This is a genomic window from Rhodanobacter sp. AS-Z3 (genome assembly GCF_029224025.1).
GTDB lineage: Bacteria > Pseudomonadota > Gammaproteobacteria > Xanthomonadales > Rhodanobacteraceae > Rhodanobacter.
The window spans coordinates 1,957,274-1,974,209 of the sequence record NZ_CP119392.1; the positions used below are offsets into that span (position 1 = coordinate 1,957,274).

At 62.8% G+C, this 16,936-nt stretch carries 10 protein-coding genes; 4 read left to right on the plus strand and 6 right to left on the minus strand.

Annotation, left to right across the window (positions count from 1 at the left end; translation table 11 throughout):
* Positions 1-120: 120 nt before the first annotated feature.
* The 3 genes from metH to PY254_RS08585 are packed head-to-tail and all read right to left on the minus strand — an operon-like array spanning position 121 to position 4,878.
* Positions 121-2,811, minus strand: a complete 2,691-nt coding sequence (metH, locus tag PY254_RS08575; protein ID WP_281015039.1) for a methionine synthase — start codon at positions 2,809-2,811, stop codon at positions 121-123.
* Position 2,812: 1 nt separating this feature from the next.
* Positions 2,813-3,907, minus strand: coding sequence for a homocysteine S-methyltransferase family protein (locus PY254_RS08580; RefSeq protein ID WP_281015040.1), 1,095 nt, complete (start codon positions 3,905-3,907; stop codon positions 2,813-2,815).
* Positions 3,908-3,948: 41 nt separating this feature from the next.
* A complete protein-coding gene (locus PY254_RS08585; RefSeq protein ID WP_281015041.1) occupies positions 3,949-4,878 on the minus strand; it encodes an ArsR/SmtB family transcription factor in 930 nt (309 codons plus the stop codon).
* Between the two features lie 190 nt (positions 4,879-5,068).
* Between PY254_RS08585 and PY254_RS08590 the strand changes: the two genes are divergently transcribed.
* Complete coding sequence (locus PY254_RS08590) at positions 5,069-6,229, plus strand: acyl-CoA dehydrogenase family protein (protein ID WP_281015042.1); 1,161 nt, start codon at positions 5,069-5,071, stop codon at positions 6,227-6,229.
* Here PY254_RS08590 and PY254_RS08595 read toward each other — a convergent pair.
* Positions 6,187-7,281: an AraC family transcriptional regulator gene (locus PY254_RS08595; protein ID WP_281015043.1), complete on the minus strand. Its 1,095-nt coding sequence runs from the start codon at positions 7,279-7,281 to the stop codon at positions 6,187-6,189. The genes PY254_RS08590 and PY254_RS08595 overlap by 43 nt on opposite strands.
* Positions 7,282-7,374: 93 nt before the next feature.
* On the opposite strand from PY254_RS08595, the gene PY254_RS08600 reads away from it, so the two are divergent.
* The 3 genes from PY254_RS08600 (at position 7,375) to PY254_RS08610 (ending at position 11,939) form a co-directional block, all read left to right on the plus strand.
* Entirely contained in the window at positions 7,375-8,982 is a 1,608-nt protein-coding gene (locus PY254_RS08600) for an FAD-dependent oxidoreductase (RefSeq protein WP_281015044.1), read from the plus strand.
* 127 nt (positions 8,983-9,109) lie between these two features.
* The gene (locus tag PY254_RS08605) at positions 9,110-10,090 is read left to right on the plus strand and encodes an IS5 family transposase (protein ID WP_281012220.1); all 981 of its coding nucleotides are present in this window, start codon (positions 9,110-9,112) and stop codon (positions 10,088-10,090) included.
* A 190-nt stretch (positions 10,091-10,280) separates the two neighbouring features.
* The gene (locus PY254_RS08610) at positions 10,281-11,939 is read left to right on the plus strand and encodes an acetolactate synthase large subunit (protein ID WP_281015045.1); all 1,659 of its coding nucleotides are present in this window, start codon (positions 10,281-10,283) and stop codon (positions 11,937-11,939) included.
* A gap of 152 nt (positions 11,940-12,091) precedes the next feature.
* Here the strand turns inward: PY254_RS08610 and PY254_RS08615 are convergent, their stop codons facing one another.
* Together PY254_RS08615 and PY254_RS08620 are read right to left on the minus strand one after the other, a co-directional pair.
* Positions 12,092-15,271, minus strand: coding sequence for a multidrug efflux RND transporter permease subunit (locus PY254_RS08615; protein WP_281015046.1), 3,180 nt, complete (start codon positions 15,269-15,271; stop codon positions 12,092-12,094).
* A 13-nt stretch (positions 15,272-15,284) separates the two neighbouring features.
* On the minus strand, positions 15,285-16,478 hold the full coding sequence (locus tag PY254_RS08620) for an efflux RND transporter periplasmic adaptor subunit (RefSeq protein WP_281015047.1): 1,194 nt from the start codon (positions 16,476-16,478) through the stop codon (positions 15,285-15,287).
* Between the last annotated feature and the right edge of the window lie 458 nt (positions 16,479-16,936).

Consider the following 16,936-nt stretch of genomic DNA (forward strand, 5'->3'; position numbering starts at 1 on the left):
GCTTGGGGGCCGGCGGGCAGTGCCCGCCCTACGAAGGGTGGAAGCGCCGCTTCCGCGCGATGCTCTGGGTGACGTGGCGGAACGCTTCGCGCGCAGGGCGCGCCCCTATGTGGACGGCGATCACTCGGGGTCGTAGTCGAGGTTGGACGATAGCCAGCGTTCGGCTTCGGCCAGCGTCCAGCCCTTGCGCCTGGCATAGTCCTGAGCCTGTTCCTTGCTGACTCGGCCGACCACGAAATACTGGCTGTCCGGATGCGAGTAATACCAGCCCGACACGGCGGCAGCGGGGTACATCGAGAAACCCTCGGTCAGTTCGATGCCGGTGTTGTTCGTGACATCAAGCAACTTGAACAGGGTGGCTTTTTCGGTGTGTTCCGGACACGCGGGGTAGCCGGGTGCAGGACGGATGCCGCGGTACTTCTCGTCGATCAACGCATTGTTGTCGAGCGCTTCGTCGGGCACGAAACCCCAGAATTCCTTGCGCACGCGTTCGTGCATGTGTTCGGCGAACGCTTCGGCCATGCGGTCGGCCAGCGCCTTGAGGATGATCGAGGAATAGTCATCGTAATCGGCGAGGAAACGCTCAAGGTGTTCCTCGATGCCGAGGCCGGCAGTGACCGCGAAACCACCGATCCAGTCGGGCTTGTTGAACTCTTTTGGCGCGATGAAATCCGCCAGACACAGGTTCGGCCGCTCGGGCGGCTTGTCGGCTTGCTGACGCAGGCTGCACAGCGTGGCGAGGCGCTCGCTGCGGCTGGCATCGGTGTAGACCTCGACGTCGTCCATCAAGTTGGCCGCCGGCCACAAGCCGATCACGGCGCGTGCGGTCAGCCATTTTTCGGCGATGATCTTGTCCATCATCGCCTGGGCGTCGTTGAACAACTCGGTCGCCTGGGGGCCGACGATTTCATCGGTCAGGATGGCGGGGTAATGGCCGGCCAGTTCCCAGGCCTGGAAGAACGGTGTCCAGTCGATGTACTGACGGATCACCGACAAATCGTAATCGTCGAACACGGTGACGCCTGGCTGGTTCGGTTGTGGCGGCTCGTAGTTGGCCCAATCGCAGCGGAAGCGTTGCGCGCGGGCTTTTTCCAGTGACACCAGTTGTTTGCCGGGACCACGGTTGCGGTGGCGTTCGCGCACGTCGGCGTAGTCGGCGCGCACCTTGGCAAGGAAGTCGTCGACAAGATCCTTGCTGACCAGCGACTGCGCGACGCCAACCGCGCGTGAGGCATCTTTCACCCAGACCGTGCCGGCCTTGTAGTGCGGTTCGATCTTCAGCGCGGTATGCGCGCGCGAGGTGGTGGCGCCACCGATCAACAGCGGTACGTGGAAATTCTGCCGCTGCATTTCCCGGGCGACGTTGGCCATTTCTTCCAGGGACGGCGTGATCAATCCGGAAAGGCCGATCATGTCGGCCTTCTCGGCGATCGCGGTTTCCAGGATCTTCTGCGCCGGCACCATCACACCCAGGTCGATCACTTCGAAGTTGTTGCAGCGGAGCACCACGCCGACGATGTTCTTGCCGATGTCATGCACGTCGCCCTTGACCGTGGCCATCACGATCTTGCCGTTGTTCTTGCCGGTGTCGCCGGTGCGCAGCTTTTCTTCTTCGATGAACGGCAACAAATAGGCGACTGCCTTCTTCATTACACGGGCGGACTTCACCACCTGTGGCAGGAACATCTTGCCGGCACCGAACAGGTCGCCGACCACGTTCATGCCGTCCATCAACGGGCCTTCGATCACGTCGAGCGGGCGGGTGGATAACTGGCGTGCTTCCTCGGTGTCCTCGACGACGTATTGATCGATACCGTGGACCAGCGCGTGACTCAGGCGTTCGCGTACATCCTTCTCGCGCCAGGCCAGGGTCTCGACCACTGCATCGCCGCGCTTGCCCTTGTAGTTGTCGGCGATCTCCAGCAGCCGTTCGGTGGCATCGGCGCGGCGATTCAGCACCACGTCCTCGACGCGCTCGCGCAAGGGCGGGTCGATGTCGTCCATGATGGTGAGCGCGCCAGCATTGACGATGCCCATGTCCATGCCCGCACGGATTGCGTGGTACAGAAATACCGAGTGGATCGCCTCGCGCACGATATTGTTGCCGCGGAACGAGAACGACACGTTGGAGACGCCGCCGGAGATGTGGCAATCCGGGAAGAGCTTCTTCAACTCGCGTGTGGCGTTGATGAAATCCACCGCGTAGTTGTTGTGTTCCTCGATGCCGGTGGCGATGGCGAAGATGTTCGGGTCGAAGATGATGTCTTCGGGCAGGAAGTCGAGCTCTCTGGTCAGCAATTCATAGGCACGCGAACAGATCGCCACCTTGCGCTCGCAAGTGTCCGCCTGGCCTTGTTCGTCGAACGCCATCACCACCGCAGCGGCGCCGTATTGCTGCACCTTGCGTGCCTGTTCGAGAAATGCTGCCTCGCCTTCCTTCATCGAGATCGAGTTGACGATGCCTTTGCCTTGCAGGCAGCGCAGGCCAGCCTCGATCACCGTCCACTTGGACGAGTCGATCATGAACGGCACACGGGCGATATCGGGTTCGGACGAAATCAGGTTGACGAAGCGGGTCATCGCCGCCTCGGAATCGATCAGACCTTCGTCCATGTTGATGTCGATGATCTGCGCACCATTGGCAACCTGCTGACGTGCGACTTCGATCGCTTCGTCGTAGCGATCCTCCTTGATCAGCTTCTTGAATTGCGCCGAGCCGGTGACGTTGGTGCGCTCGCCGACATTGATGAACAGCAGTTCGGGTGTGATCACCAGCGGTTCGAGGCCGGACAGGCAGGTATGACGTGTCATTTCAGGCGGCCTCGGTTTCGATGATGGAAGGCAGCTTGCGTGGTGCGTATGGGCGCACGGCGTCGGCAATGGCCTTGATGTGTGCCGGTGTGGTGCCGCAACAGCCACCGACCAGGTTGATCAGGCCGTCGCGTGCGAAAGCGCCGATCACACTGGCCATTTGTTCGGGCGTTTCATCGTATTCGCCAAACGCATTGGGCAGGCCGGCGTTGGGGTGCGTGCTGACGAAACTCTCGGCAAGATTCGCCAACGTCTGAATATGCGGACGCAGCTCGTCGGCGCCGAGGGCGCAGTTGAAGCCCACCGAAAGCGGTCGCGCATGGCGCACCGAATAGTAGAACGCTTCGGCGGTCTGCCCGGAGAGCGTGCGGCCAGAGCGATCGGTGATCGTGCCGGAGATCATCACCGGCATGCGGGTGCCGCGCTGATGGAAAAGTTCGGAAAGGGCGAACAAGGCGGCTTTCGCATTCAGCGTGTCGAAGATGGTTTCCACCATGAGCACGTCGGCACCGCCATCGATCAGACCGTTGGCGGACTCGGTGTAATTCGCCGCCAGTTCCTCGAAGGTGACGTTGCGGAAGCCAGGGTCGTTGACATCGGGTGACAGCGACGCGGTACGGCTGGTCGGCCCCAGTACACCGATCACGAAGCGCGGCTGGTCCGGTGTTTTGGCGGTCATCGCGTCGCAGGCGGCGCGCGCCAGCTTTGCGCCTTCGACGTTCAACTCGTGTGCCAGATGCTGCAACTGGTAATCGGCCTGGCTGATCCGGGTGGAGTTGAAGGTGTTGGTCTCCAGCAAATCGGCGCCGGCTTCCAGATACGCGTCGTGCACGCCGCGGATGATTTCCGGACGGGTCAGACTGAGCAGGTCGTTATTGCCCTTGAGATCGCAACTGCCGGGATGGCTGTGGTTGTCGTGGATCTCGGCGTGGCCGTCATGGCCATGTTCGAAGCGGCCACCACGGAACCCGGTTTCGTCCAGTTCGTGCGCCTGCAGCATGGTACCCATGCCGCCGTCGAGAATCAGGATGCGTCGCTGCAATGCCTGTTCCAGCAAGGCGACGCGATCGGGGTGGAGCCAGGGCAGGGTGCTCATCGAACTTCCTTCAGACGACATGGGTATTGCGGTGAATCGGTTTATGCGGATTTGCGTGCGAGCAGGCTGATCACTTCAAAATGCGGCGCCTTGCGCTCGCGGCTCAGTCGATTGCAGCTCAGTACTTCCAGCCCGGCAGTGCGCGCGTAGCTGTCCAGTTGCTCGCTGCTGAAACCTAGGTTGCGATGGTCGAACGGCTCCACCGCCTTGGCGTGGTCGTGCTGGCCCAGCGTCACCGCCAGCAGACGACCGCCGGGACGCAACAGGCGTGCGGCTTCGGCGACGGCCTTGGCAGGATGCTCGGCATACGTCAGCGCGTGCAGCATCAACACCAGATCGAAGCGCTGTTTGCCGAGCTCCAGCGCATGCATGTCGCCCTGAAGCACCTGCACGTTGGGGAACGCCTGCAGGCGCTTTGCGGCGGCTTCGACCACGCGCTCGCTGGAGTCCACGCAGACGATCGAGTGTGCGTGAGGTGCCAGCAATTCGGCGGTGATGCCGTCGCCCGAAGCGATGTCGAGTACGTCGCCGGTACCGAGCAATTGCAACAGCGAGCGTGCCAGCGTTTCCCAGGTGCGGCCGGGTGAGTAGTGGCGTTCCATGTCGCCAGCCACGGTGTCTGCCCAGCCTTCTTCACGTGCGCGGTTGGCCAGCACGCCGGGCAGGCGCGCAGCGTCTTCACGCAGCAGCGCGTCATCGATACTGGCGCGCAGCGAAGTGAGCAGATCGTGCTGTGCCTCGTCGCCCTCGTTGTTGGCACGGTAATAGGCCGACACGCCAGCACGGCGGTCGCGCACCAGTTCGGCTTCCTTGAGTTTGGCCAGGTGGGTCGATACGCGCGGTTGCGCAAGGTGCAGCACGGCGGCCAGTTCGGCTACCGTCAATTCCTCGTTCTCAAGCAGAGCCAGCAGGCGCACCCGCGTGGGGTCGGCCAGCAGCCGAAGCAGACTGGAAGCGGTCGCCAGATCCATAATCATCCATGTATCGCGATATAAAGATGTATAGGCTAGGGCGCGTCGCGCAGGGCGTCAAGGTGCCAGCCGACAGAGGACGGTTTGGCCGGCGGTAAATGGCCGCCTTTCTGGCCCCGCCCCGGCCGGTAGCCATCCCGGCTAAAATGGATGGCTTTCCCGATTCCCTTTCAGTTGCCGGAGCCTTCCCATGGATTTCAGCTTTACCGAAGACCAGTTGTCGATTCAGTCGATCGCCCGTGATTTTGCGCAAAAGCGCATTGTGCCGGTGGCTGCCGAACTCGATGCGAAGGGCGAGTTCCCGCTGGAGAACATCCGCGAGATGGGCAAGCTCGGCCTGATGGGCATCGAGGTGCCGGAGGAGTACGGCGGTGCCGGCATGGACCCGATCGCCTATGTGCTGGCGATGATCGAGATTGCCGCGGCCGATGCCGCCACCTCGACCATCATGTCGGTCAACAACTCGCTGTTCTGCAATGGCATCCTCAAGCATGGCAACGAAGAGCAGAAGCAGAAATACGTGCGTGCGATTGCCACCGGCGAAGCGATTGGCGCGTATGCGCTGACCGAGCCACAGTCCGGCTCCGACGCATCGGCCATGCATACCCGCGCGACCAAGAATGCCGACGGCGACTGGGTGATCAACGGCAAGAAAAGCTGGATCACCTCCGGTCCGGTGGCGCGCTACATCGTGCTGTTCGCCATCAGCACGCCGGGCATTGGCGCCAAGGGTGTGTCGGCGTTCATTGTCGACACCCAGTTGCCGGGCTTCCATGCCGGCAAGAGCGAGCCGAAGCTCGGCATTCGCGCCTCGGCCACCTGCGAAATCGAATTTACCGATTACGTGTTGCCGAAAGAGAACCTGCTGGGCGAAGAGGGTAAGGGCTTTTCGATGGCGATGGGTGTGCTCGACGCCGGACGCATCGGCATTGCGTCGCAGGCGGTCGGTATTTCCCGGGCAGCATATGAGGCCACCTTGCAGTGGTCGCGCGATCGCAAGGCCTTCGGCGTGCCGATTGGCACATTCCAGATGACCCAGTCGAAGATTGCCGACATGAAGTGCAAGCTCGATGCGGCAACCCTGCTGACCTTGCGCGCGGCCTGGGCCAAGGGCGAGGCTGAGAAGAACGGCGGCCGCTTCGGCACCGAAGCGGCGGTGGCCAAGCTGGTCGCTTCCGAGGCGGCGATGTGGATCAGCCACCAGGCCGTGCAAATCCACGGTGGCATGGGTTATTCGAAGGAAATGCCGCTCGAGCGATACTTCCGTGACGCCAAGATCACCGAGATCTATGAAGGCACCAGCGAAATTCAGCGGATGGTGATTGCGCGAGCGGAGACTGGCTTGCGCTGAGTCGATCCGTGGCTGGCTTCATGGACTCGCGCAAGCGTGTCTGCGGAAGCCACCATCCGACGGCGCCACTGGCCAGGCGTGTAGCCAGTCCAGCGATGGAACGCTCGCCAGAACGTGCTGGGCTCGGCAAAGCCCAGCGACTGGCCGATCTCGGTCAGATCGCGGTCGCTGTGTTCGACGGCCTGTAACGCGGCGTCGCGCCGGGCCTCGTCCAGCAGCACCGTAAAACTCAGTTGCTGGGCCTGCATGCGCCGCGCCAGCGTGCGTTCGGTGACGCCTAACGCCTGCGCCGCCAGGCCACGTGTGGGTAGTTGGCATTGCAACTGCACCGCGATCCAGCTGCGCAACTCCTGTACCAGCGTGCCAGGTGTGGACAGGCTAGCCAGTCGTGCCTGTGCGTGTTGGCGGTGTAGATGGGCCAGCTGCGCATCGGCCTGCGGCAGGGCCGCGTCGAGCACGGCGTTTTCCAACAGCACGCCGCTGAAGGCCTGCCCGAAATCGACCGGGCACTGGAACAACTTGCGGTAATCCGCCAGCGGGCCGATCTGCGTCTGGCTGAATTGCACGCGCTGTGGCCGTAGCGGCGTTCCGGCAACCCGTCGCGAGAAGCTCACCACCGCGGCCAGCACGGCTTCGATCTGGTGTGGGCTGAAGGTCAGCAGGCCGTGTTGCGGGTGGTAGATCAGCCAGCTCGCGGACTCCCCGGCAATCATCTGGAAGCGTCCGCCATCGCTGATCAGGTGCTGATACTTCTGCAACAACACGATCGCCTCGCGCAGGTTGGGTGCGGATTGCAGCAGTGCGCTGACCACGTTGAAACTCGCCGGCCCCACGTCTGCACCCACCTTCAAGCCGAACCCCGGGTCTTGCGTGCATTGCACGGCAGCGCGCCACAGTCGGGTGATGTAGTCGATCGGCCAGCGCTCGCGCTGCCATGCGGACAGCTCGATACCCGCCCGGGCCAGTACGTGTTCGCGCGCCACGCCTTGTCGCTGCGCGGTGTCCAGCACGGTATTGGCCCAGCTTGTCGATACGGTTGCCTGCAGGGTCAAGCGGCGTGTCCTCCAAGGTCAATCGCCAAGGCATCATAAACCGGTATCAATGGTGGCACTGCACAGGGTATTGCACTCGCGAGACAACGACTCATGACGACACAGGCTTCAGATGTCCTGATCATCGGCGGTGGTCTTGCCGGCATCGTCACCGCACTTGAAGCACTGCGCGCGGGTCAGAGTGTGACCCTGGTGGACCGCGACACTCAGGAACGCTTCGGTGGCCTGGCCCGGTGGGCGTTTGGAGGCATGGCGCTGGTGGGGACGCCGCTGCAGGCGCGCATGAAGATTCCCGACACGCCGGAGCGTGCATTGCAGGACTGGCTGCGCTTTGGCGAACTCGACGCGGACGATGAGTGGCCGCTGCAGTGGGCACGCTACTACGTGGAGCATTCGCGTTCGCAGGTCTACGACTGGCTGCTGGGTGAGGGCGTGAAATTCATGCCCGCGGTGAACTGGGTGGAGCGTGGCCGCCATGGCGAAGGCAACAGCCTGCCGCGGTACCACATCGTCTGGGGAACGGCGCGCGAGTTGACCCTGCGACTGATCGACGCCTTGCAGCGGGCCGCTACGGGCGGAAGGCTTGTCGTGTTGCACGGTCATCGCGTCGTCAGTCTGGACTACCACGCCGGGCGGCTGGCCGGTGCCGTGGCGGTGAACGAAGCGACGCAAGAGCAAGTGCGACTGCAGGCGACGACGGTGGTGCTGGCGATGGGTGGTCTCAACGGGAGTCATGCCGAAACGCGAGCGAACTGGCCAGGCGATCGCCCACAGCCCACGACCATGCTCAACGGTGCCCATCCGTTTGCCGACGGCCAGTTGCACCATCTGGCCAGTCGACTCGGCGCACAGATTACCCACGCAGGCGAGATGTGGAATTACGCGGCGGGCATCCCGCATCCGTATCCGCACTTTCCCGGGCATGGCCTGTCGCTGATTCCGTGCAAGTCAGCGCTATGGCTCGATCACCGTGGTGAACGCATCGGGCCCGAACCGCTGGTGACAGGTTTTGATACGCATTGGCTATGCCAGCGTGTGGCGGCGCAGGAAAAGCCATGGACCTGGCATCTGCTGAACTGGCGCATCGCCGCCAAGGAGTTCGCGATCTCCGGCGCCGAGCACAACCAGCGCATTCGCGATCAGCAGTTCCTGCGCTTTCTCAAGGAGACGCTGCTCGGCAATCACCGTCTGCTGCACCAGATGCAGTGCGAGAGCCCGCACTTCCTGGTGGATGACACACTGGCCGGGCTGGCCGACAAGATGAATGCGCTGACCTGTTCGCACAGCATCGACCCGAGTGTGCTGCAGGCTACTGCCGATGCCTTCGATGCGAACTTCGCCAACGGCGACAAGCTGCAGAACGATGAGCAGATCGACCGCGTCCTGCATGCGCGTCAATGGGGTTCGGATCGCCTGCGCACATGCAAACCTGCACCGCTGCAGATGAAAGGGGCGGGGCCGTTCATCGCCATCCACATGCAGTTGATCACGCGCAAAAGTCTGGGTGGGTTGCGCACCGACCTGCAAAGCCGTGTGCTCGATGCGAGTGGTCAGCCGATCGCCGGGCTTTACTGTGTTGGCGAAGCGGCCGGCTTCGGTGGTGGCGGTGCTTCCGGCAAGCGATCGCTCGAAGGCACGTTCCTGCCCGGCTGCATTCTTACGGCGCGGGCGGCCGCGCGTGCCATTGCCGGTGGCGGCTGATGAATATCCCGACTTCATGGTTGATGCGATGTGCGTGACAAACATTCATGCGAGCCCGCTAAGGATGCTCTGATTTATTCCCCGTCTGCGGCATCATAGCCAGCAGTCCCCAGGAAGCCCATCGCCGATGAAGCAGCGTTCGTTCGCCTCGTTGAGTTTTGAAGTCAAGAAGAAGCCGACACGTCGTGAGCGGTTTCTGGGTGAGATGGACAAAGTCGTGCCGTGGGCCGACCTGCTGGCGCTGATCGAACCGAGCTATCCGACCTCCGGTCGTCGCGGTCGCCCGCCGATGGCGGCATCGACGATGCTGCGGATCCACTTCATGCAGCAGTGGTACGCACTGAGCGATCCAGCGATGGAAGATGCGTTGTACGAGATAGAGTCCATGCGCCGGTTTGCCGGGCTGGAGCTGAACGAGGACGCGATTCCGGACGAGTCGACGATCCTGAAGTTCCGTCGCTTCCTGGAGCAGCACGGCCTGGCGGTGAAGATCTTCGAAGCGGTCAATGCGCACCTGAGCGGTCAGGGCCTGTTGCTACGTCAGGGCACGATCGTGGATGCCACGATCATTCAGGCGCCGTCCTCGACCAAGAATGCGGACAAACAGCGTGACCCGGACATGCGCCAGACGAAGAAGGGCCAGCAGTGGTACTTCGGCATGAAAGCGCACATCGGGGTGGACGTGGAATCGGGGCTGGTGCACACGGTAACCACGACACCTGCCAACGTGGGCGACGTGACGGAAGTGGACAAGTTGCTGCACGGCCAAGAGAAGACGGTGCATGCCGATGCCGGCTACCAAGGCGCCGAGAAACGGGCACCCAAGCGCGGCCGCACGTGGCATATCGCGGCCAAACGCGGCAGCGTGAAGGCGATGCCCGAGGGCGAGTTGAAGGATGCGGTCAAGCACACCGAGCACATGAAGGCCGCGGTTCGAGCCAAGGTGGAGCATCCGTTCCGGGTGGTGAAGCGGCAGTTCGGCTATCAGAAGGTGCGCTTCAAGGGCTTGCTCAAGAACACCGCTCAGATACTCACGCTGTTCGCGCTATCGAATCTGTGGATGGTGCGACGAACGTTGCTAGCGTCCGCAGGGGAGGTGCGCCTGTGAGGCGGGAAATCGAGGCGATTGGGGGTAACCCAGCACGGCGATGGCGGCGATATGCCTCACAATCTGCCTTTTCGTCGTAGTCAATCCATATTTTTAGCACGGCCGTCTGGACGGCCATTTTGAACTTAATTGATCAGAGCATCCCTAAGGCGGCTCGCCGAGTTCGATTGATCATCCGAGGAAAACGCTCATGTCCAACGGCGCTCAAGCCCTGCTGAAAACGCTGGCCGATGCCGGCATCGAGGTCTGCTTCAGCAACCCCGGTACCAGCGAGATGCACTTCGTGGCCGCGCTGGATGGCGAGCCGCGCATGCGCGCGGTGCTGGCATTGTTCGAGGGTGTCGCCACCGGCGCGGCCGATGGCTATGCACGCATGGCAGACAAGCCTGCCGCTACGCTGCTGCATCTGGGTTGCGGCTTGGGCAACGGTCTGGCCAATCTGCACAACGCACGCAAGGGCAACGTGCCGATCGTCAATATCGTGGGTGATCACGCCACCTATCACACGCAGTTCGACGCGCAGCTACAGTCCGACATCGAGACGGTGGCGCGCAATGTTTCGCCCGGTTTTGTGCGCACGTCCTCAAGCACCGAAGCGTTGTGCCGTGATGCGGTCGAGGCGGTTGCTGCCGCACGCGGCCTGCCGGGGCAGGTCGCTACGTTGATTCTGCCGGCTGACGTTTCCTGGGGCGACGGTGGTCAGGCGTGTTCGCCGTTGCCGGCACCTGCGCCGCTTGCGGCAGACGACGCAACCGTCGAGGCGATTGCTCAGGCCATCCGTAGCGGTGGCAAGGCTGCGCTGCTGCTGGGCGGGCAGGCGTTGCGCGAAGATGCGCTGTTGGCCGCCGCACGCATTGCTGCGCAGTCAGGCGTGAAGCTGTTGGCTGAAGTCTTTCCGACGCGCATGCAGCGCGGTGCGGGCTTGCCTGCCGTGGAGCGAATTGCGTATCTGGCCGAGATGGCTGGTGTGCAGCTGGCCGGGATCGAGCATCTGATTCTGGTCGATGCGAAGGCGCCGGTGTCCTTCTTCGCCTATCCGGGCAAGCCGAGTTATCTGGTACCTGAGGGCTGCGCCGTGCAGACGCTGGCTTCGCCAGAACAGGATGCACGCGCCAGTCTGGAAAAGCTGGTACTTGCACTCGGTGCCGCGCAGTCGCAGCCCGCGCTGAGTGAGGCACGACGCCCGGGACGTCCGCGCGGCAGACTCACGGCACCCAAGGTTTGCAAGGCCGTGGGCGAGCTGCTGCCCGACAACGCGATCCTCATCGATGAGGCGATTACCTCCGGCCTGATGCTGGGCATGATGACCGCAGGCAGCCCACGCCACGACCTGATCACGTTGACCGGGGGCGCCATCGGCCAGGGCCTGCCCAACGCCGTGGGTGCAGCGGTCGCCTGTCCCGACCGCCCGGTAGTCGCACTGATCGGCGACGGCACTGCGATGTATACCATTCAGTCGTTGTGGACGATGGCGCGCGAAAAGCTCGACGTCACCGCCATCATCTTCAACAACGCCTCCTACTCGGTGCTCAATGTGGAACTGGAGCGCGTGGGAACCGACTCCGTCGGCCCGAAGGCACGTGCGCAACTGGAGCTCACTGGCGCGGCACTGAACTTTGCCCTGCTGGCCCAGGGGATGGGCGTGCACGCCGTGCGCGTGAATACCGCGGAGGACTTCTGCAAGGCGCTGGAATATGCGCTGGCAAACCCCGGCCCGCATCTGATCGAGGCGCTGGTGCCCGAGGCGTTGAGCGGTGCGAAGCGCAAGGTGCTGCCGTGGCTGTTGCGCTCGCTGCCCAACTTGCCAGCGCCGGTAGCACGTGCGCTCAAACGCAAGATCGCACCTTGAGGAGAAGGTGTCGGACAGGCGTGAGTCGATGGATGCTGATGCGGCGTGTTGAAAGCGAACTGGATTGATCACGTTCATCAAACTGGTCGCGATTCACGCTGCAAAAAAAAGCCCGGCAGGTTACCTGCCGGGCTTTTCGTTACCGCGATGGATCAGGCGCCGCGGCGTGGGTCTGAATCGAATGTCTGCATGCCGTTGGGGCCGGCTACGGCGGGTGGCGGTGCTTCGCCGTCGAGCGGGTCGCCGAGCAGGCGGCGAACGACCACGTAGAACACCGGGATCAACAGCACGCCGAGGAACGTGGCGAACAACATGCCGCCGATCACACCGGTACCGATCGCGTGACGCGCATTGGCGCCGGCGCCGCTGGAAATGAACAGCGGGAACACGCCGAGGATGAAGGCCAGTGACGTCATCATGATCGGGCGCAAGCGCAGGCGCGCAGCGTCGACCGTGGCTTCGCGCAAGGTGCGTCCGGCCTTCTGCTCGGCCACCGCAAACTCCACGATCAGGATCGCGTTCTTCGCGGCCAGACCAATCACCGTGATCAGGCCGATCTTGAAGTAGATGTCATCGGGTAGTCCGCGCAGCAGGGTAAACACCACCGTGCCGAGCAGGCCCAGCGGCACCACCAGCATCACCGAAACGGGAATTGACCAGCTTTCGTACAACGCAGCCAGCGCCAGGAACACGATCACGATCGACAGCAACATCAGCAGGGTAGCGGCGTTGCCGGACAGCACCTCCTGATAGGACTGGCCAGTCCAGTCGAAGCCGAAGCCCTTGGGAAGATCGTTGTTGACGAGCTTTTCCATCTGGCTCATGGCTTCGCCCGAAGACCGCCCGGGTGCGGGCGAGCCGACGATTTCCACCGCTGAGTAGCCGTTGTAGCGCGTCAGTGACGGGGACGATACATTCCACTTGCTGCGCACCACTGTGGACAACGGGATCATTTCCGGTGCGCCACTGCTGGAACTCAACGTGCTTGGGGTGAAGATGTGCTGCAGCGCTTCGGGGCCCATGCGGTACGGTGCATCGGCCTGCATGATCACCCGCTTGATGCGGCCGCCATAGGTGAAGTCGTTGACATAGACCGGCGCCAGCATCAGGCCGATGGCATTGTAGATATCGCCCATCTGCAGGCCCATCGACTGCGCCTGCACGCGGTCCACGTCCAGTTGCAGTTGCGGCGCGTCTTCCAGCGCATTGGGGCGCACGCCGGTCAGCGACTTGTTCTGGCTGGCCTTGCCCAGCAGCATGTTGCGGGCCTGGGTCAGCGCGTCGCGACCGGCACCGCCGCGATCTTGCAGATACATGTCGAAGCCGCCGAACTGTCCCAGGCCTTGGACAGTGGGAATGTTGGCGACGAAGATCCGCGCATCATGGATCTGCCGCATGGCGCCATTGGCGCGCTGGATGAAGTCGCCAGCCGTGCCGTCGCGCTTGGCCCAGTCCTTCAACTTGATGAAGGCCATGCCGGCATTCTCGCCGGAGCCGATGAAGCTGAAACCGGTGACCTGAAGCACACCTTCCACGGACGGATCTTTCTTCAAGATATCGCGCATCTGCGCCATCACTTCCGACGTGCGCTGTTTGGTAGCGCCCGGCGGCAGCTGGATCACCGACAACGCATAGCCCTGGTCCTCTTCCGGCAGGAAGCTGCCGGGGAGGCGCGTATAGAGCACGCCGCCCAGTACCGCGAGCAGAACAAAGACCAGCATCCAGCGCGGCGCATGACGTACTGCCCCGCCGATATGGCCGGTGTAGGTCGTAGTAGTCCAGTCGAAGAATTCGTTGAACTTGCGGTAGACGATGTTCTTCTTCTTGTGGTGTTCCGGCTGCAGGAAGCTGGCACACAGCGCCGGTGTGAACGACAGCGCGAGGAAGGCGGAGAAACCCATCGAGACAGCGATGGTGAGGGCAAACTGCTTGTAGATGATGCCCGACGCACCCGGCTGCAGCGACGACGGCACGAACACGGCCGCAAGTACCACGGTGATGGCCACCACCGCGCCAGTGATTTGCCCCATCGCCTTGCGCGTGGCGTCCTTCGGCGACAGGCCGTCCTCGGTCATGATGCGTTCGACGTTTTCAATCACCACGATAGCGTCATCGACCACGATGCCGATGGCCAGCACCATGCCGAACAGAGTCAGCTGATTGATGCTGAAGCCCAGCACCAGCATGCCCAGAAAGGTGCCCAGCAGAGCCACCGGGATCACCAGAGTCGGAATGATGGTGGCGCGGATGTTCTGCAGGAACAGCAACATCACCAGAAACACCAGGATGATCGCTTCGATCAGCGTGTGGACCACTTCGTTGATGGAGATGGTGACGAAGGCGGTGCTGTCATAAGGGCTGAACCAGCTCACGCCTTGCGGGAAGCTGGGTGCCAGCTCGTCCATTTTGCCGCGTACCGCAGCGGCCACATTGAGCGCGTTGGCGCCGGGCAGCAACTGGATCGCAAACGCGCCAATCGGCTTGCCGTCAAATTGGGTATCAAAGCCATAGCCGCCGGGACCGAAGCTGATTCGTGCCACGTCACCCAGCTTGACCGTGGTGCCGTCAGCGTTGGCGCGCAGAATGATGTCAGCAAATTGCTCCGGTGAGGTGAAGCGCCCTTCCGTGGATACGGTGGCAGTGAACCCCTGGCCCGGCAGTGCCGGGTCGGCGCCGAGCGAGCCGGCCGCAAATTGCACGTTCTGCGCCTTGATGGCTGCCAACACCTGGGTGGCTGACAAGTTGTAGCCGTGCAGCTTGTCCGGGTTGAGCCAGATACGCATGGCGTACTCGGAGCCGAATTGCTGGGTGCTGCCGACGCCGGGCACGCGGGCGATCTGGTCAAGTACCTGCGAGCCGACGATGTCGTTCAATCGATCACGATCGATTTTCGGATTTTCGGACTTCAGCGCGACCACCATCAGGAAGCCGGCGTTAGCCTTGGCCACTACCACGCCCTGCTGGATCACTTCGGAGGGCAGGCGCGGGGTCGCCAGTGCAACTTTGTTCTGCACCTGCACCTGCGCAATATCCGCGTCGGTGCCGCTCTCGAAGGTCAGAGTGATGCTGGCGCGACCGCTGGCGCTGGACGACGAGCTGAAATACAGCAGGTGATCAATGCCGGTGAGTTGTTGCTCGATCACCTGGGTCACGGCTTTTTCCGTGGTCTCCGCGCTTGCACCGGGATAGGTCGCGCCCACCGTTACCGAGGGCGGTGCGATGGACGGGTAGGACTCCACGCCCAGGTTGAGGATGGCCAGCACGCCACCCAGCGAAATCAGGATCGCCACCACCCAGGCGAAAATCGGGCGGTCAATGAAGAAACTCGGCATCGTCGGGGCTCCGTTACTTGCGGTTCGGGGCTTGGCCCGAGGGGCGGCCGGACGATGCCGCGGGCGCAGTAGGCGCATGCCACGGGCTGGCAGTGGCCGGCTCGCCGGCCTTCACGCTCTGGATGCCCGACACCACGACTTGATCACCGGCCGTGAGGCCGTCGTTGATCACCCAGTTGCTGCCAGTCATTTCGCTGGTGGTGACGTCCTTGCGGACCGCCTTGCCGTCGGCGCCCACCGTCATCACGTAAGCGCCCACGGTGTCGCGCTGCAAGGCCTGCTGCGGCACGATGAACACGTCGTGCTGCTGGCCGAGGTTGGCTTTCAACGTCACATACATGCCGGGTAGCAGGGCGTGCTTGGGGTTGGGCACTTTCGCGCGCAAGTTGACCGAGCCGGTGGCTGGGTTGACCGTGCTGTCGGAGAAGTCCAGCACGCCAGTCTCGGCATAGGTGCTGCCGTCCGGCATGCTGATCTGCACGCTGGCCTTGTTCGGGTCGGCGAGGGTGACGTTGCCGTTGCTCTGCGCGCGACGCATCTGTTCCATCGCTTCCACGCTCATCGTGAAGTTCACGTACAACGGGTCGATCTGGTCCACCGTGGTCAGCAAGGTGGCTTCACCATTGCCGACCAGGGCGCCTTCGGTGACTCGCTGCTGACCGGCCCGGCCATCAATCGGCGAGGTCACGCTGGCATAGCCGAGGCTGATGCGCGCGGTGTCCACATTGGCGCGCGCGGCCTGCACGGCGGCGGCGGCGCTGCGTTCTGCGGCCAGTGCGTTGTCCAGGTCCGACTTCGACACATAGCCCTTTGGCGCCAGTTCGCGCACGCGCTGCGCGGTGACCTTGTTGTTCGTGTAAGTGGCCTGCGCCTGTGCCAGCGCTGCCTGTGTGGCGCTCAGTGATGCCTTCAGTGGTGCCGGATCGATCTGGAACAACAACTCGCCTTTCTTGACGTTGGTGCCTTCGTCATAAGCGCGTTTGAGCAGCACACCGGCGACGCGTGCGCGCACATCGGCACTGCGATAGGGCGACAATCGGCCGACCAGGTCGCGGGTGAGCGGTGAGTTCTGCGGCTCTACCTTGATCACGCCCACCTGCGGCGGCGGCATCTGGGGTGGCCCCTGTTCCTTGCTTTTGCCGCCGCAGGCAGCCAGTGTCAGCAGGCCCAGGCACAGCAGGGGGGCGCGCAATAACGACGAATTCATGAAAGCTCCGAACTTGCTTCAACGTGCAGGGGAATGGGGTAGCGCAGGCACGTGTCGCAACAGGGCCCCGAGAGGCGTGCCGTTTCGCGTGCCAGAGATCCTGAATCAACGAGCCCGTGCGCTGCAATGATCCGCAGCGCGGCGTTCAGACGCATTGCCAGACGCAGTGGAATGCGGGCTTCCAGCCAGACTATACCGGTGAGTTTACATTTTATCGTGGACCGGAATCCAGTCGTTGACAGGGCAATAGCACTGTGAGCACTCGCCACCAACGTCTTCCACGGAACGCTGGTCTGCCGGCTACGCGCCGCGTTGATCCGCGCGTGCACGCATGTGAATCAAGACGGATATCGACTGGCCTGCATGCGCAGCCGTGTCGGGCAAGCTGTACGAACACTGAGCTGTCGTGCAGAACATGCGGCACAGCATGGTTGTGCTGTCGTTCGCGGGTGGATTCA

Excerpts from the sequence above, each read along its gene's own strand:
- PY254_RS08600 (WP_281015044.1), top strand. The coding sequence starts at position 7,375 with ATGACGACACAGGCTTCAGATGTCCTGATCATCGGCGGTGGTCTTGCC.
- PY254_RS08590 (WP_281015042.1), top strand. The coding sequence starts at position 5,069 with ATGGATTTCAGCTTTACCGAAGACCAGTTGTCGATTCAGTCGATCGCC.
- PY254_RS08610 (WP_281015045.1), top strand. The coding sequence starts at position 10,281 with ATGTCCAACGGCGCTCAAGCCCTGCTGAAAACGCTGGCCGATGCCGGC.
- metH (WP_281015039.1), bottom strand. The coding sequence starts at position 2,811 with ATGACACGTCATACCTGCCTGTCCGGCCTCGAACCGCTGGTGATCACA.
- PY254_RS08615 (WP_281015046.1), bottom strand. The coding sequence starts at position 15,271 with ATGCCGAGTTTCTTCATTGACCGCCCGATTTTCGCCTGGGTGGTGGCG.
- PY254_RS08605 (WP_281012220.1), top strand. The coding sequence starts at position 9,110 with ATGAAGCAGCGTTCGTTCGCCTCGTTGAGTTTTGAAGTCAAGAAGAAG.
- PY254_RS08620 (WP_281015047.1), bottom strand. The coding sequence starts at position 16,478 with ATGAATTCGTCGTTATTGCGCGCCCCCCTGCTGTGCCTGGGCCTGCTG.
- PY254_RS08585 (WP_281015041.1), bottom strand. The coding sequence starts at position 4,878 with ATGGATCTGGCGACCGCTTCCAGTCTGCTTCGGCTGCTGGCCGACCCC.
- PY254_RS08580 (WP_281015040.1), bottom strand. The coding sequence starts at position 3,907 with ATGAGCACCCTGCCCTGGCTCCACCCCGATCGCGTCGCCTTGCTGGAA.